This is a genomic window from Kitasatospora sp. NPDC058115 (genome assembly GCF_042884635.1).
Lineage (GTDB): Bacteria > Actinomycetota > Actinomycetes > Streptomycetales > Streptomycetaceae > Kitasatospora.
Genome location: NZ_JBHVTL010000012.1, coordinates 41,318 through 54,924, shown reverse-complemented (window position 1 = coordinate 54,924; position 13,607 = coordinate 41,318). Strand labels below are relative to the sequence as shown.

7 protein-coding genes and 1 pseudogene are annotated in these 13,607 nt (G+C 76.6%); all 8 read right to left on the bottom strand.

Annotation, left to right across the window (positions count from 1 at the left end; all coding sequences use genetic code 11):
- Positions 1–19 precede the first annotated feature (19 nt).
- Positions 20–1,627 carry a GMC oxidoreductase gene (locus ACFVVL_RS14965; protein WP_387675296.1) on the bottom strand — a complete coding sequence of 536 codons (1,608 nt, stop codon included), beginning with the start codon at positions 1,625–1,627 and terminating at the stop codon, positions 20–22.
- A gap of 118 nt (positions 1,628–1,745) precedes the next feature.
- A complete protein-coding gene (locus ACFVVL_RS14960) occupies positions 1,746–1,946 on the bottom strand; it encodes a ferredoxin (RefSeq protein WP_380296476.1) in 201 nt (66 codons plus the stop codon).
- A gap of 9 nt (positions 1,947–1,955) precedes the next feature.
- Complete coding sequence (locus tag ACFVVL_RS14955) at positions 1,956–3,050, bottom strand: cytochrome P450 (protein ID WP_380296474.1); 1,095 nt, start codon at positions 3,048–3,050, stop codon at positions 1,956–1,958.
- A 368-nt stretch (positions 3,051–3,418) separates the two neighbouring features.
- Positions 3,419–6,160, bottom strand: coding sequence for an ATP-binding protein (locus ACFVVL_RS14950; protein WP_387675047.1), 2,742 nt, complete (start codon positions 6,158–6,160; stop codon positions 3,419–3,421).
- Complete coding sequence (locus ACFVVL_RS14945) at positions 6,132–9,080, bottom strand: AAA family ATPase (RefSeq protein ID WP_387675044.1); 2,949 nt, start codon at positions 9,078–9,080, stop codon at positions 6,132–6,134. The genes ACFVVL_RS14950 and ACFVVL_RS14945 overlap by 29 nt, the downstream gene beginning before the upstream one ends.
- A 9-nt stretch (positions 9,081–9,089) precedes the next feature.
- A complete protein-coding gene (locus tag ACFVVL_RS14940; RefSeq protein WP_387675041.1) occupies positions 9,090–11,948 on the bottom strand; it encodes a LuxR C-terminal-related transcriptional regulator in 2,859 nt (952 codons plus the stop codon).
- 383 nt (positions 11,949–12,331) lie between these two features.
- A complete protein-coding gene (locus tag ACFVVL_RS14935) occupies positions 12,332–13,165 on the bottom strand; it encodes a GntR family transcriptional regulator (protein WP_387675293.1) in 834 nt (277 codons plus the stop codon).
- 39 nt (positions 13,166–13,204) lie between these two features.
- Positions 13,205–13,582: pseudogene (locus tag ACFVVL_RS14930) on the bottom strand (TSUP family transporter); the annotation flags it as partial.
- Positions 13,583–13,607: the final 25 nt, after the last annotated feature.

The following is a 13,607-nucleotide window of genomic DNA, read 5'->3' as shown; positions in this document are numbered from 1 at the left end:
CGAGGGCCGAACAGCCGTTCTAGCGGGCGGTGATGTCCTGCTGGATGATGCGCTCGATATTGCGCTCGGCCAGCGCCGTGATGGTCACGAACGGATTGACACCGATGGACCCCGGAATCAGTGAACCGTCGGTGACGTACAGGTTCTGGTAACCGGCGACCCGGCCGTAGCCGTCGGTCGCCTTTCCGAGCACGCAGCCGCCGAGCGGGTGGTAGCAGAAGTCGTCGGCGAAGTTCTTCAGCGAGCTGCCGAAGAGGTCGTAGCGGTACATCGTGGTGTTGGCCGCGTTGATCCGGTCGAACAGCGACTTGGCGGCGGCCACGGCGGGCGCGTTCTGGGCGCGGGTCCACTGGAGCCGGGCCCGGTCGGTGGCGGCGTCGTAGACGAAGGTGCCGCGCTGGGGGTTCTTGGTGATCGCCAGGTACAGGCTGACCCAGGTCTCCAGGCCGGCCGGCATCGGCGCGATCTCCGCGAAGACCGGGGCGGCGGCGTTGTCCCAGTCGTCGATGCCCAGCGCGGGGATCGAGGACTGGCGGGCTCCGGTGGGGTTCCACACGTGGTTGGCGCGCGCGGTCATGATGTTGCCGTTGGGGCCCCAGCCCGCCCCGACCTCGGCGTTGAGGTTCGGCAGCGTGCCGGTCTCCCGGGCGCGCACCAGCAGTTCGGTGGAGCCGAGGCTGCCGGCGCCCAGGAACAGGTGGCGGCAGGAGATCCGCCTGGTCTCCACGACCTTCCCGCCGGTGTCGATCCGGTCCACACCCAGCAGGTAGGTGCCGTCGGCCTGCCGGGTGATCGTCCGCACCCGGTGCAGCGTCTGGATCACGACCTTGCCGGTGCCCAGCGCGGCGGCCAGGTAGGTCTTGTCGAGGCTCTGCTTGCCGTGGTTGTTGCCGTAGATGACCTCGCCGGCCAGCGCGGACTTCGTCGCCGTGCCGGCCTCCTCCTGCTGCATGTAGCCGAAGTCGTAGACGTTGGGCACGAACACCGTGCCGAGGCCCGCCTTGGCCGCCGCCGCCCGGGAGACCCTCGCGTACTGGTACCACTCGGTCTGCTCGAACCAGCCCGGCGGGATGTGGTTCACCCGCAGCATGGTGTTGGCGCGCGGGAAGTACCGGTCGTACATGTCCTGGGAGTCGACCTGCGGGAGGACCTCCTCGAAGTACGAGCGCCGCGGCTGCACGGCCATGCCGCCGTTGACCAGCGAGCCGCCGCCGACGCCGCGCCCGACGTAGACGGACATCTGGTCGTAGGCGACCCGGTCCAGCACGCCGGTGTACGACTCGATGTCGCGGTTGACCACGTCGAGCCAGAGGAACGAGCCCAGCGGCGCCTCGGTGCGGGTCTTCAGCCAGCTGGAGCGCTTGTCCGGGCTGAGCATCCCGCAGTGGACGTTGCCGTCCGGGCCGGGCTGGTTCCACAGCTGGCCCATCTCCAGCATCAGCGTCTGGACGCCGGCCTCGCCCAGGCGCAGCGCGGAGACCGCCGCGCCGTAGCCGGTGCCGATCACCACGGCCGGCACGAAGGTGACGTCGGAGCCGGAGCCGGAGCCCGGGCCGGCGGCGTGGGCGCGGCCGGGGGCGGCGATCGTGGTGGTGCCGGCGAGGGCGGCCGCGCTCAGCGCGGCCATGCCGAGCAGGCGGCGGCGGGACAGGTTCTGGTTCTCGGACACGCTCTCTGTACCTGGCCTTCCGACCCGGGGACCGGGTCTTCGTCGAACGGGTGGTCTGGGTGGGGACCGCCGGGGTTCAGCCGTTCTCGTGCACCGTGATGGCCGTGCACGGACAGCGGTGCGCCGCCTCGCGGACGGCGGGGTGGAGGTCGGTGGGCGGCTCGGCGTCGAGCAGGACGACGGTGCCGTCCTCGTCGTCCTGGTCGAACACCTCGGGCGCGGTCAGCGTGCACATGCCCGCGCTGCAGCAGAGCTCCTCGCTGATCTCGATCCGCATCGGCCCGGGCTACCAGGCCACCGGGAGCCGGTAGACGCCGTAGACCTGCATGTCGTGGCGGAGTCCGACCTCCTCGGCCGGCACCGCGAGGCGCAGGCCGGGGAAGCGCCGCAGCAGCGCGCCCAGGGCGCAGCGCAGCTCGATCCGGGCCAGCTGCTGGCCCAGGCACTGGTGGACGCCGTGGCCGAAGGCGAGGTGGTTGGCCATCACCCGGGTGACGTCGAGGTCCTCGGGCTCGGTGTAGCGCTCGGGGTCGCGGTTGGCGGCCGCCAGCGAGATCATCACCACCTCGCCCGCCCTGATCAGGTTGCCCTCGATCTCGACGTCCTCCAGCGCGGCACGCGTCGGGCCGTGGTGCACGATGCTCAGGTAGCGCAGCAGTTCCTCCACCGCGCCGTCCATCAGCGAGGGGTCGGCGCGCAGCGCGGCCAGCTGCTCGGGGTGGTTGAGCAGGGCGAAAGTGCTCAGGCCGATCTGGTTGGCGGTGGTCTCGTGCCCGGCGACCAGCAGCAGGAAGGCGATCGAGGTGAGCTCCTCGTCGGTGAGGTTGCCCTCCCCGGTGATCAGGCCGCTCAGGATGTCGTCCCCGGGCTCGGCGCGCTTGGCCAGGACCAGGCCGTGCAGGTAGGAGCCGAGGCTCGCGAAGGCCGCCGTGACGTCCTCGACGGAGGCGCCGAAGCTGCTCCAGACCTCGGCGTCGCGGTGGAACTGCGCGCGGTCCGCGTAGGGCACGCCGAGCAGTTCGGTGATCACCAGGGTGGGGATCGCCAGCGCGAAGTGCTCGAAGAGGTCGGCCGGGGAGCCGACCTTCTCCATCGCGTCCAGCCGCTCCTCGACGATCCGCTCGATCCACTCGGTGAGCAGGCGCATCCGGCGGACGGTGAACTCGCCGACGAGCAGCTTGCGGTAGCGCTGGTGCTCGGGGGCGTCGTGCTGGATGAACATGCCGGGCGGGGCCGCCGGCGCTTCCTCCAGCACCGCCGAGCGGGGAACCGGCGGGTGCTTCAGTTCGCCCCGGGCGCTGAAACGGTTGTCGGAGAGCACCGCGCGGGCGGTGGAATATCCGGTCACCAGCCAGCCGAGGTGGCCGTCCGCGAAAGCCATCCGGGTAATCGGGGTTTCTTCGCGCAGTTTCCGGATCTCGGCCGGCGGATTGAAGAATCCCTCGCGGACGGTGGTGAAAGTCGTGGGCTGTGCCGCGGTCATGTTTCGCCTTCCAGGAGTTCCCGAGGATTGTGCACGGGCACGGGGGCCGCCTCACCCCGTACCGCAATGTGCCGTGTCAGCCGCGGTCATGACACTAGGAAGGCAAAGTGAAGACTGTCAACGAAATCCAATACCCGCGGCACTAACCCTGTGGAGGCGGGGCCGGGGGTTCGGTCGCCCCGGGGTCCGGCGGGGACTTCGGTTCGGTACGGTTCGGTTCGGTCGGCCGCCGGTACGGCCGGTCGCGCTTCGGTTCGGTCGGCGGCTCAGCCGAGCGGCTGCGGGTCGCTCGGCAACAGGTGCGCCACGGCGGCGAGTTCGGCCCGCCCCGCGACGTCCAGCTTGCGGTACGCCTGGGTCAGGTGCTTCTCGACCGCCCGGGTGCCCACCGCGAGCCTGGTGGCGATCTCCTTGTTGGACGCCCCCTGCGCGGCGAGTACGGCGACCCGGCGCTCGGCCCGGGTCAGCGCGGCCGGCCCCAGCGACTGCGCCAGCTCCCGCAGTTCCCGTGCGGCCCGCTCCGCCAGCCGGGGGGCGCCGCAGGCCAGCGCCCGTTCCCGGCCCCGGCGCAGGTGCGCCTCGGCCTCCTCCGGCCGGCCCAGCGCCCGCAGCCGCTGGCCGAGCACCACCCCGGTCCTGGCCCGCTCCATCTCGTTGACCGCCCCCTCCAGGGTGGCCATCGAGGCCCGCAGCAGCTCGATGCCGCCCTCGCCCCCGACGAGTTCGCCCTTGACCCGCTGGGCGCGCCCGACCGGCCCGGGCGCGCCCCAGGCCAGCGCCCGGGACAGCTCCTCGTCGACCAGGTCGTGGGCCTGCGCGGCCCGCCCCATCCGCAGCCACAGGCCCGCCGCCCAGGTCCGCCAGGGGACGACCGCGGGGTTGCGCCAGTCGGCCCGTTCGACCGAACGCCCCCAGTCGAGCACGTACTCCAGCGCGGTCGGCAGGTCGCCGCGGGCCGCCGCGCCCGAAGCCCGCACCAGTTGCAGCATCGAGGGACTGTGGCCGTGGTCGATGCTCTCCCCGTACGCCTCCAGCAGGCGGTCCGTCAGCTCGCCGTCGGTGGTCTCGATGGCGGCCCGCACCACGGCGGCCATCGACTGGATCGGCGCCCATCGCGCCGCCCCCAGGTCCAGCACCTCGCGGGCCTGCGCCCTGGCCCGCGCGAACTGCCCTCGCGCCAGCATCAGTTGGGTGAGTTCCAGGCCGATCAGCGCCTGCGGCACCGGCGCCCGCTCGCGGCGGGCGGCCTCCCCGGCGGCCTCCAGCCAGGGGCCGACGGTGTCGATCGCGTCCGCCGCGACGAGCGTGTCGGTCAGCAGCGGCAGGGCGGTGTGGACATGGGCCGGCGAGGCGGGCTCGTAGCACAGGATCCGGTTCGCCAGCGGGGCGACCTCCGCGGCCGTCAGCCGCTGCGCCACGGTGGCCCCGTGCAGCAGGACGGTGACCAGTTCGCGTTCGGCCGCGGTGCGCAGCGGCGGGGTTGGGCCGAGGGCGCGCAACCGGTCGACGGACCCGGCGAGCAGCCCGGGGCCGGCCACCGTCGCATGGCGCAGCCGGGCCTCGATCCGCAGGCCCGGTTCCCGGTCGGCGCCGGCCCGCGGCGGCGCCCCGGACAGCTCCTCCGCCGTCTTCGCGACCAGCTCGACGCTGGGCGGCGGGCAGCCGCCGAGCAGCGCGGGAGGGATCCACCGCACCGCCAGCGCCCGTTGCTCGGCCGACGGGAGGAGCAACAGGGCCTGCATGACGTGCCGCACGGCGGCCGCCGGGTCGAAGGCCCGCTCGATGGCGGCCAGGTCCAGCAGCAGGGCGGCCCGCTCCGGCCCGCTCGGCGCCCCGTCCAGCAGCACCCGCCGCAGGTAGCGCGCGGCGTCCTCCGGCGCCCCCCGGCGCACCGCCGCCGTCGCGGCCGAGCGCAGCACCTCGGTCGCCCAGCCGTCCTGGCACCAGGAGGTGGCCAGCAGTTGCGCGGCCGCCTGCTCGGCCGGGTAGCCGGCGTCGTGGAGCAGGACGGCGGCGCGCCGCCGTCCGTCCTCCTGCTCGGCCGGCGACAGCGACTCCTCGACCGCCTCGCGCACGTAGCGGTGGACGAAGGCCGGCGACCGGCCGCAGGAGAACAGGCCGAGCCGGCACAGCGCCCCGACCGCCTCGGAGCGGCCGGTCTCGTCGAGCCCCGCCAGCCGGCCCGCCAGCTCCGGGTCGGCGTGGTCGCCGAGCAGGGCGAGCGCCTTGGCCAGGGCCCTGACGGGGGCGGGCTGGGCGTCCAGTGCGACGAGCAGGCGCTCGCGCACGGCGGGCAGCCGCAGGCCCGCGACCGCCCCGGCCGGGTCGGCGAACGTCCCGCCCGCCTCGGCGAGTTCGGCCAGGACGGCGGTCAGGAGCAGCGGGTTCCCGGCGCACGCCTGGTGGCAGGCGGCGGCCAGCACCGGGTCCGCGGGCCGGTCGAGCCGGGCGGCCACCAGCGCCGCGGTGTCCGCCGGGGAGAGCGGTTCCAGCCGCAGCACGTGCGCGGCGCGGTCGGACATCCCGTGGATCCGCGGCTGTTCCGCGTCCGGGTCGCCCTCGCGCACCGCGACGACCAGGACGATGCGCAGGGTCGCCAGCCGCTGGGTCAGCCGGTCGAGCCAGCGCAGCGAGGCGGGGTCGGCCCACTGGAGGTCGTCCACCAGCAGCAGCAGCGGCTCGCGGGAGCTGAACTCGGCCACCGAGAAGAGGAGTTCGGCGAGGAACCGGGCGTCGTGGGGCGGCTCGAAGGCCGTCCCGGGCAGCAGCGGCTCCAGGAGCTGGTCCACCACCCCGAGGGCGAGGTCCCGTTCCAGCGGGGCGCCGCTGGCGCTGAGCACCCGCAGGCCGCGCTGGCGCGCGAGCGGGGGCAGCGCCCGCAGCAGCGCGGTCCGGCCGGTCCCGATCCCGCCGGTGACGACGAGCAGCGAGCCCCGGCTGCGGGCGGCCGCCTCCATCGCCGCGGTGAGTGCGGCGAGTTCACGCCGCCGGCCGAACAGGCGCGCCATTCTCGTTCCTTTCGTCGCGCCCCAGCGCCCGGGCCAGCTCCGGACGACCGGAGATGCCCAGCTTGCGGTACGCCTTGGTCAGATGCAGTTCGACGGTGCGCAGCGTCACCGAGAGTTCGGCCGCGATGACCCGGTTGGCCAGCCCCTCGGCGGCCAGCGCGGCGACCCTCCGTTCGGCGGCGGTCAGTTCCGGCCGGGCCGGGCCGGGCGCCGGCCCTCCCGCCACCGGCCGCGGGCCGCCGGGCCCCGGGGGCGCGACGGCGACCGGGGCGGGCGCCGGTGCGGAACCGGGCGCGGACGCCGGTGCGGGGCCGGCTGCGGGATCCGGCGCGGGCGGCCCCACCCGGAGCACCGGAGCGGCCGGCGCGAGGCCGCTGCGCAGCAGACTGTCGATGGCGCCCGGACCGGAGACCGCCGCCGTCCCCATCGCCACCAGCGCCTGGCGGAACTGCCAGCTCGCGGGTCCGCCGGGGACGAGCCGCGCCGCAGCCGCGCCGGGGGCCGGCTCCCCGCCGTGCTCCGGGTCGGCGTCGCCCGCGGCGCGCAGGGCCCGCGCGAGCGTGCGCGGCGCCCCCCAGGCCAGCGCGAGCCGACGCTCCTCGGCGACCAGTTCGGCGGCGCCGGCGTCGTCCCCGGTCAGGGCGAGCGCCCGCGCGGACGCCGAACGCCAGGGCAGCAGGGCGGGGTTGGTCATCTGGCGGGCGAGCAGCAGCCGCCCGCACTCGCGCAACTCGCCCAGCGCCCCCGCGCCGTCGCCGCGGGCCAGCCGCACCCGGCCCCGGGCGTAGGACAGGAAGGCCCGGGCCATGCTGCCCCCGGCCTCCTCCGGCCGCGCCGGCGCGGCGGCCCGCTCGGCCCCGTCGAGGTCGCCCCGCGCCAGCCGGGCCAGCGTGCGCACGGCCCGCACGCCCGGGGCCGTCTGCGGGTGCCAGCACCGCTCCGGCAGCGCCTCCTCGGCCCGCTCCAGCAGGCGTTCGGCCTCCTCGGCGCGGTCCTCGCCGAGGGTCGCCAGCGCCTTGATCAGCAGCGCCAGGGCGACGACGGCGGGGGCGTTGGCGCGGTGCGCGCGCGCCAGGACGGCGTCCAGGCCCGACTGCGCCTCGGCCACGTCCTCGGTGAGGAGCAGCGCGTGGCAGGCCGCCACCCGGGCGGTCAGCGACGTCCCGTCCGGGGCCGCGGGCGACAGGGCGGCGCGGGCCAGCTCCCGGGCCCGGGCGAGGTCCCGCCCGTGCAGGGCCGCCAGCCAGGCGGCGGCGCCCGCCTCGGCGGGGTCCTCGGGCCGCTCGGGCAGAGCGGCCATCTCCGGCCGGTGCGGCTCCTGCGCCGACCCGTCCTGGCCGTGCTTGGCGAGCCAGTACAGCGCCCGCAGCGCGGCGCGCTCCCGGCCGCCGGCACCCGGGCGGGCTCCGGCACCGGCGATCAACGGCACCGCCGAGGCGTAGTCACCGCGCGCCACCAGCAGGTCGGCGGCGCGCACCCGGGCGGGCCCGGCGCTCGCGTCGGCCGGGGCGAGCAGGGCCTGCCGCAGGAAGCGGTCGCTGCTCTCCGGCGAACCGGGGAGCGCCAGGACGCCCAGCTCGGTGAGGAGTTCCACCCGCAGCCGCGGGCCGACGGGTTCGCGCAGCGCGCGCCGCAGCAGCCGCACCGAGGCCGCCGGGTCGCCGGCCACCCGCAGCCGCGCCGCCTCCCGGCGCAGCACCGCGACCGCCCAGGGCGCACCGGTCACCCGGGCGCCGAGCAGCATCCTGGCCAGCGCGTCGTCCGGGAGCGCCGCCCGGTTCGCCACCTCGGCCGCGCGGGCGAACAGGTGCTCGCGCCGCTCGGCGCCGAGGCCGGCCAGGGCGGCCTCGGCGGCCCGTTCGGCGCGGAACCGCGGCCGCTCCCCCGGCGCCAACAGGCCGGTTCCGGCCAGGAGTTCCAGGGCCTGGGCGATGTCCACCGTGCGCGGCGACGCCAGCGCGGCGATCATCGCCGGGGAGCCGTGCGGCCCACACACCGCGATTGCCCGCAGCACCTCCACCAGGTCCTCCGGCAGCACCGCCAGGGTGCGCACCGCACGGTCGCGGACCGCCTCGGCCGCGCACCGGAGCAGCCTCGCCTCGCGGTCCCGCGCGTCCCGCTCCCGTGCCTCGCGGTCCTGCGCCGCCGGTCGGCCGGGCCGGGCGAAGCGCTCGGCCACCGCCCGCAGCACGGCGGGGTTGCCGTCGGCGGCGAGCGCGGCGGCCGCGGCGAGCTCCGGCTCGACCGGCTCCCCCAGCGTCCCCGCCAGCAGCCGGCCCGCCCCGGCCGCCGAGAGCGGGGCGAGGTCGACGCCGTGGCGGGCGACGACCCGCGGATCGGCCAGCGGACACAGCTCGATCCGCTCGCCGGGCCCCGGCGGCAGGGCGTCGCTGCGGGCGGTCACCAGCAGCAGCGGGGCGCCGGCCAGCCGGCGTGCCAATGCCTGGAGGAAGCGCAGCGACTCCCGGTCGGCCCACTGGACGTCGTCGACCACGACCAGCAGCGGCTGGGTGCGGGCCGCCGCGAGGAAGGCGCGGCACAGCCGCCCGGACAGCGCGCCGCCCTCCGCCGTACCGGGGTGCAGCAGTTCCCTCACCAGCGGCGAGGCCCGCGGCGCGAGCGCCGCGTACAGCTGGGCGGCCACCGCGTGGCGGACCCCCGTCTCCTCCCAGCACGCCTGCGCGCCGGCGACCCGCACCCCGGCGGCGCCGGCCAGCTCCTCGGCCCGGCGCAGCAGCGCGCTGCGTCCGGCGCCGGGCCCGCCCCGTACCTCGACCAGTGCCGAACGCCCCGCCCGCAGCCCGCGCAGCAGTCCGTCCAGCAGCCGTTCCTCGTGTTCCCGTTCGACCAGCCGCCCGCCCGCCGGGCTGCTGCCGGCCCGCCCCGGGAGGATCGTTTCCCCGTTGTTCCCCTCGGCCACTGCCCGCCCCTAGCGACTCGGTACGTGGATGTTCTCCGCTCCGCCCCCCGGCCGGCATCTTGAGGTCCCTCCGGCCGGTCCGAGCGCCGGAACCAGGTCGGTGCGCCCCCGCACGTCGAGCTTCCGGTAGATGTTGGTCAGGTGCATCTCCACCGTGCGGGGGGTGACGAACAGCTGCTCGGCGATCTCCCGGTTGCTGACCCCGGTCCCGGCGAGGGTGGCGATCCGGCGCTCGCTGCGGGTGAGCGAGTCGAGCGGCGAGACGGCGATCTGCGGCATCCGGCCGCCCGCGTCGGCGAGCAGCCGGCGCGCGGCGGCGCTGAGCAGGTGGTAGCCGCACCGGGTGGCGGTCTCGATCACCTGCCGCAGGTGCCGGCGCGCGCCGGGCAGGTCGTCGCGCAGCAGCAGCTCCTGGCCGAGCCGGTAGCGGGCCTCGGCCCGGGCGAGGCGGGCCGGGGAGTGCTCCAGCACCTCCACGGCCTCGGCGAGCAGTTCGGTGCGGGCCGCTCCGGTGGCGATCACGCCCTCGGCCACCAGGCCGAGCCCGCGGGCGCGGGCGGTGCCCCAGCCGGCCACCGTCTCCTGGACCTGCGCCACGATGCCGGCCGCCTCCGCGGCCCGGCCCTGGGCGGCCAGCGTGGTGACGGCGGCCGACCACCAGGGCGCCAGCACCGGATTGGCCACCCCGGCCTCCGCCAGGCTCCGGCCGCACCGCCGCCACAGTTCCACCGCGCCGTCGAGGTCGCCCATCGCGCGCCGGAGCCTGCCCCGGACGTACAGGTACTGGTGCCACTCCCAGATCTGCTGCTCCAGGCCGGCCGGGCGGATCCGGTCGAGCACGACGGCGGCCTCCGCCACCTCGCCGCGCGAGAGCAGCACGCTGCCCAGCTCGACGGCGGGCAGCGGCCAGGTCGTGGCCCGGTCGCCGCGCGTCGCGAGGGCGACCGCCGTGCGGGCGACGGCCTGCGCCCCGGCGAGGTCGCCCACCCCGTGCAGGGTGTGGGCGCGTCCGGCCAGGACGGACAGCCGCATCCAGGGCTCGTACTGCGCCAGGCCGTTGGACAGCGACCGGGTCAGCCCCGCGAGGGCCTCGTCGACCTCGTCCGCCAGGCCGAGGACGAGCGAGGAGGCGAGCACCTCCCATCCGGCGGGCGTGGTCTCCTCCACCCGCAGCGCCCGCCGGGCCAGCGCCACGGCCTGCCCGGCCGGTCGGCCGTCCAGGGCGGCGAACACGCTCATGCCGGAGAGCAGTTGGCGCTCGGCGGGGCTGTCGCCCCGGGGCACCGGCCAGCGCCTGACCAGCGCCGCGATCGGGGCCATGGTGGACTTCCCGTTCACGGCGGCGACCAGCAGGGCGGACTCCAGCGAGGTGCGCAGCTCCCGGTCGGCCGGGAGCGGGTCGGTGCCCAGCTGCTGCCGCAGGTCGACGAGGGCCGAGCCGAGCACCCGGACCGCCTCGGGGACGTCGCGCGAACCGAGGGCGGCCTGGCCGTACTCCATCGCGATCGACGCCCGCTCCCGCGCGCCGTCGCTCTCCCCCAGGGCCTGCCGCAGCTGTTCCAGGGCGGCGGCCGGCGCCACCCGTGCCGAGGCCCTGGCCAGTTCGATCCGTACGTTCCTGCGTTCGGTCCGGCCGAGTCCGGCGCCCAGGGCACGGCGCAGGTAGCGCACCGCCGCCCGCGCCGTCGGCCCGCCGGGCGCCTGGGCGGCGGCCTCGCGCAGCACGGTGAGCATCCACGGCTCCGGCAGCTCGGGCAGTAGGGCCAGCTGGGCCGCGACCTCGGCCGCCGGGCGTCCGGCGTCGTTGAGCACCCGGGCCGCGCGCAGCCGCAGCCGTTCCAGCTCCGGCGCCGGCAGATCGGCCAGCACCGCGGCCCGCACCGCCTCGGCCATCGGCGCCCCGGCGCCGGAGCCGATCACCTCGACCCGCCGTAACTCCTCCATGGCGAGGGTCAGCCGGGTGCCGCCGATCCCGCACAGCGCCCCGAGCAGCTCGGGGTCGGCGCGGCCGAGGACGGCCAGGGCCCGGGCCACCTCGCACACCTGGCCCGGTCCGCCGGCCAGGGCGACGCGGGCGGCTTCGACGCCGACCGCCTCGCCCAGCACGCGCAGGCGGTGCAGCCCACTCGGGTCGGGCCGCACCCCGGCCGCCGCCAGGGTGGTGAGCAGGCGTTCCAGCAGCAGCGGGTTCCCGCCGGAGAGCGTGCGGCACCGTCGCACGAACCGCTCGTCCGGCGGGCCGCCCAGGGCGCGGGCCACCGCCCGGCCGGTCTCGGCCTCGCTCAGCGGCCCCAGCTCCAGCACGGTGCAGCAGCCCTCGGCGAGGATCCCGGAGAGCATCGCGGTGCCCGGGCCCTCGCAGCCGGTGCGCTGGGAGAGCAGCACCAGCAGCGGACGCGCGGCCGCGCGGCGCAGCAGGAAGTGGACGCACCGCAGCGATTCCTGGTCGCACCACTGCGCGTCGTCCAGCACGAGCGCCAGCGGCCCGGCCGCCAGCAGGTCCACCGCGTGCCCGTACACCTCGCGCTGAACGGCGAAGGCGGCCGCTGCCCGGCCCAAGTCCTGTTCCATGCCGAAGAGTTCACGAACGGATCGATAGCCGTTCACGCCCTCGCCCGGCTCTCCCCCCGGTGCCCGGCCCGCCGAGCGGCACACCGTCACCCCGCGCTCCGACACCCACCGGGTCACCTCGTCCAGCAGCCCGGTGCGCCCGATCCCCTCCGGCCCGCGCACCAGGACGGCCCGGGCGACGCCCCCGCGTGCCTGTTCCGCCCGTTCGAGCAGTCCCGTCAGTTCAGCCGCCCGGTCGGTCCCCCGTATCCCGGTCCTCCGGCCCATGGCGCTGTGCACGCCCATGACGTCTCCCATCCCCGAAACCCTGCATCCCCACCCCCGGTTTGATCGACGCGATCCGGCTCGGCGTCGGCGTGCCGACGAGGCCGGCCAGGCCTGATCGGATCGATAGTAACCTCACCGCCGGTGATCAATGATCAACTTTGAGCTAAGACGCGGCGGAGTCCTGCCCCAACGGGCACACGGAATCCCCCGGTCCGCCACGCCGTCCCCCCACCCGGCCGCGGCCCCCGCCCCGGCCGCCGCGGCCAGTCCGCCCGCCGCTGCTTCGTGGACGACCGGGCCCGGGCGGCCCGGCCTCCCGGGCCGGGATCCGGCCCGGACACAACGGCGCGAACTGCACCATGCGGATCCTCCCAATGTGACGATCCGCTCACCGCCCGCCGGGCGTGTCCCGGTCAGGGCGTCTGGACCGGGGCACCCAGCCGGTAGTCGTCGGCGGAGAACGCGGCGGCGACGGCGAAACGGTCCCCGCGCACCAGCGTCTGGCGCCACTCGACCAGGCGCCCGCCGGTGTCGCGGCCGAGCCGCTCGATCGCGAGCAGCGCGGTGGTCGCCGGGCAGTCCAGCAGGATCCGCTCCCCCCGGCCGGGGACGACGGCGCGGATGCGTTCCCAGCCGCCGCAGATCCGGCTGCCGCAGTGGCGTTCGAGTTCGTCGTAGAGCGCGGTGCGGGTGAAGTCGACGTCCAGCAGCGGGTGGGCCAGGTCGGCGGGGAGCCAGACCCGGTCCACGGCGAGCGGCTCCTCGTCGGCCGGCCGGACGCGTTCGAGGTACACCAGCGGCGTGGACTCCTCCAGGCCCAGCCGGGCGGCGATGACGCCGTCGGCGCGCCGGTCGAGCGCGCGCACGACGCTGCGCTGCACGGCACCGACCTCCTCCACGGCGCGGAACAGGCTGTACGCCTCGCCGACGTCCTGCTCCGGCGGACGGCTCGCGGTGAACCTGGAGGCCCGGCCGCGCTGGGCGCTGACCACGCCCTCCTCGCGGAGGGTGCGCAGGGCCTCGCGGAGGGTGTGCCGGCTGACCCGGCACTCGGCGACGAGGTCGTGCTCGCCGGGGAAGACGTCGCGGAACTCCCCCGCGTCGAGCCGGCGCAGCAGGTCGGCGCGCAGCTGCGCCCAGAGCGGGTTGCCCGCGGCACGGGTGAGGGGCCGGGGGCCGGCCTCGGTGGTCACGGCGCCGTCCTGGGGGTCACGGGTGGGACGGGTGGTGCGGGGCACGCCATGCATGTTCGTCCCTCCGGGGGGACAGAACAGGACGCCGGCCGGCATGGCGGCGGCCTCCGCGAGCAGGACGAACGCGAAGGCCCGCTGCAGCGCGGCGCCGGAGAGCCGGGCCGCCGGCCGTTTGCCGTCCCAGGCGCCGAGGACGGCGGCGCCCACGAACGGCCCGAAGACCGCCGGGTCGAGGGAGACGCCGGTGACCGTCAGCCGGGTGGCCAGCGCGGCGGCCGAGTTGACGAGCACCACCACCAGACCGGTGCCCACGGCCCTGCGCATCGGCAGCCGGAGCACGGACACCAGCGCCGGCACCGCGAGGAAGCCGCCGCCGACCCCCAGCAGCCCGGTCACCGCCCCGAGGCCGGCGCCGGCCGCGAGCGTGCCCGGGTACCCGCCGCCCGGGCGCCCGCCCCCGGCCGGGGCGCTCCGGGGCAGGGTTTCCGCCCGCCCC

Coding starts and splice junctions, on each gene's coding strand:
- ACFVVL_RS14965 (WP_387675296.1), bottom strand. CDS start 1,627: ATGGCCGCGCTGAGCGCGGCCGCCCTCGCCGGCACCACCACGATCGCC.
- ACFVVL_RS14960 (WP_380296476.1), bottom strand. CDS start 1,946: ATGCGGATCGAGATCAGCGAGGAGCTCTGCTGCAGCGCGGGCATGTGC.
- ACFVVL_RS14955 (WP_380296474.1), bottom strand. CDS start 3,050: ATGGCTTTCGCGGACGGCCACCTCGGCTGGCTGGTGACCGGATATTCC.
- ACFVVL_RS14950 (WP_387675047.1), bottom strand. CDS start 6,160: ATGGCGCGCCTGTTCGGCCGGCGGCGTGAACTCGCCGCACTCACCGCG.
- ACFVVL_RS14940 (WP_387675041.1), bottom strand. CDS start 11,948: ATGGGAGACGTCATGGGCGTGCACAGCGCCATGGGCCGGAGGACCGGG.
- ACFVVL_RS14935 (WP_387675293.1), bottom strand. CDS start 13,165: ATGCATGGCGTGCCCCGCACCACCCGTCCCACCCGTGACCCCCAGGAC.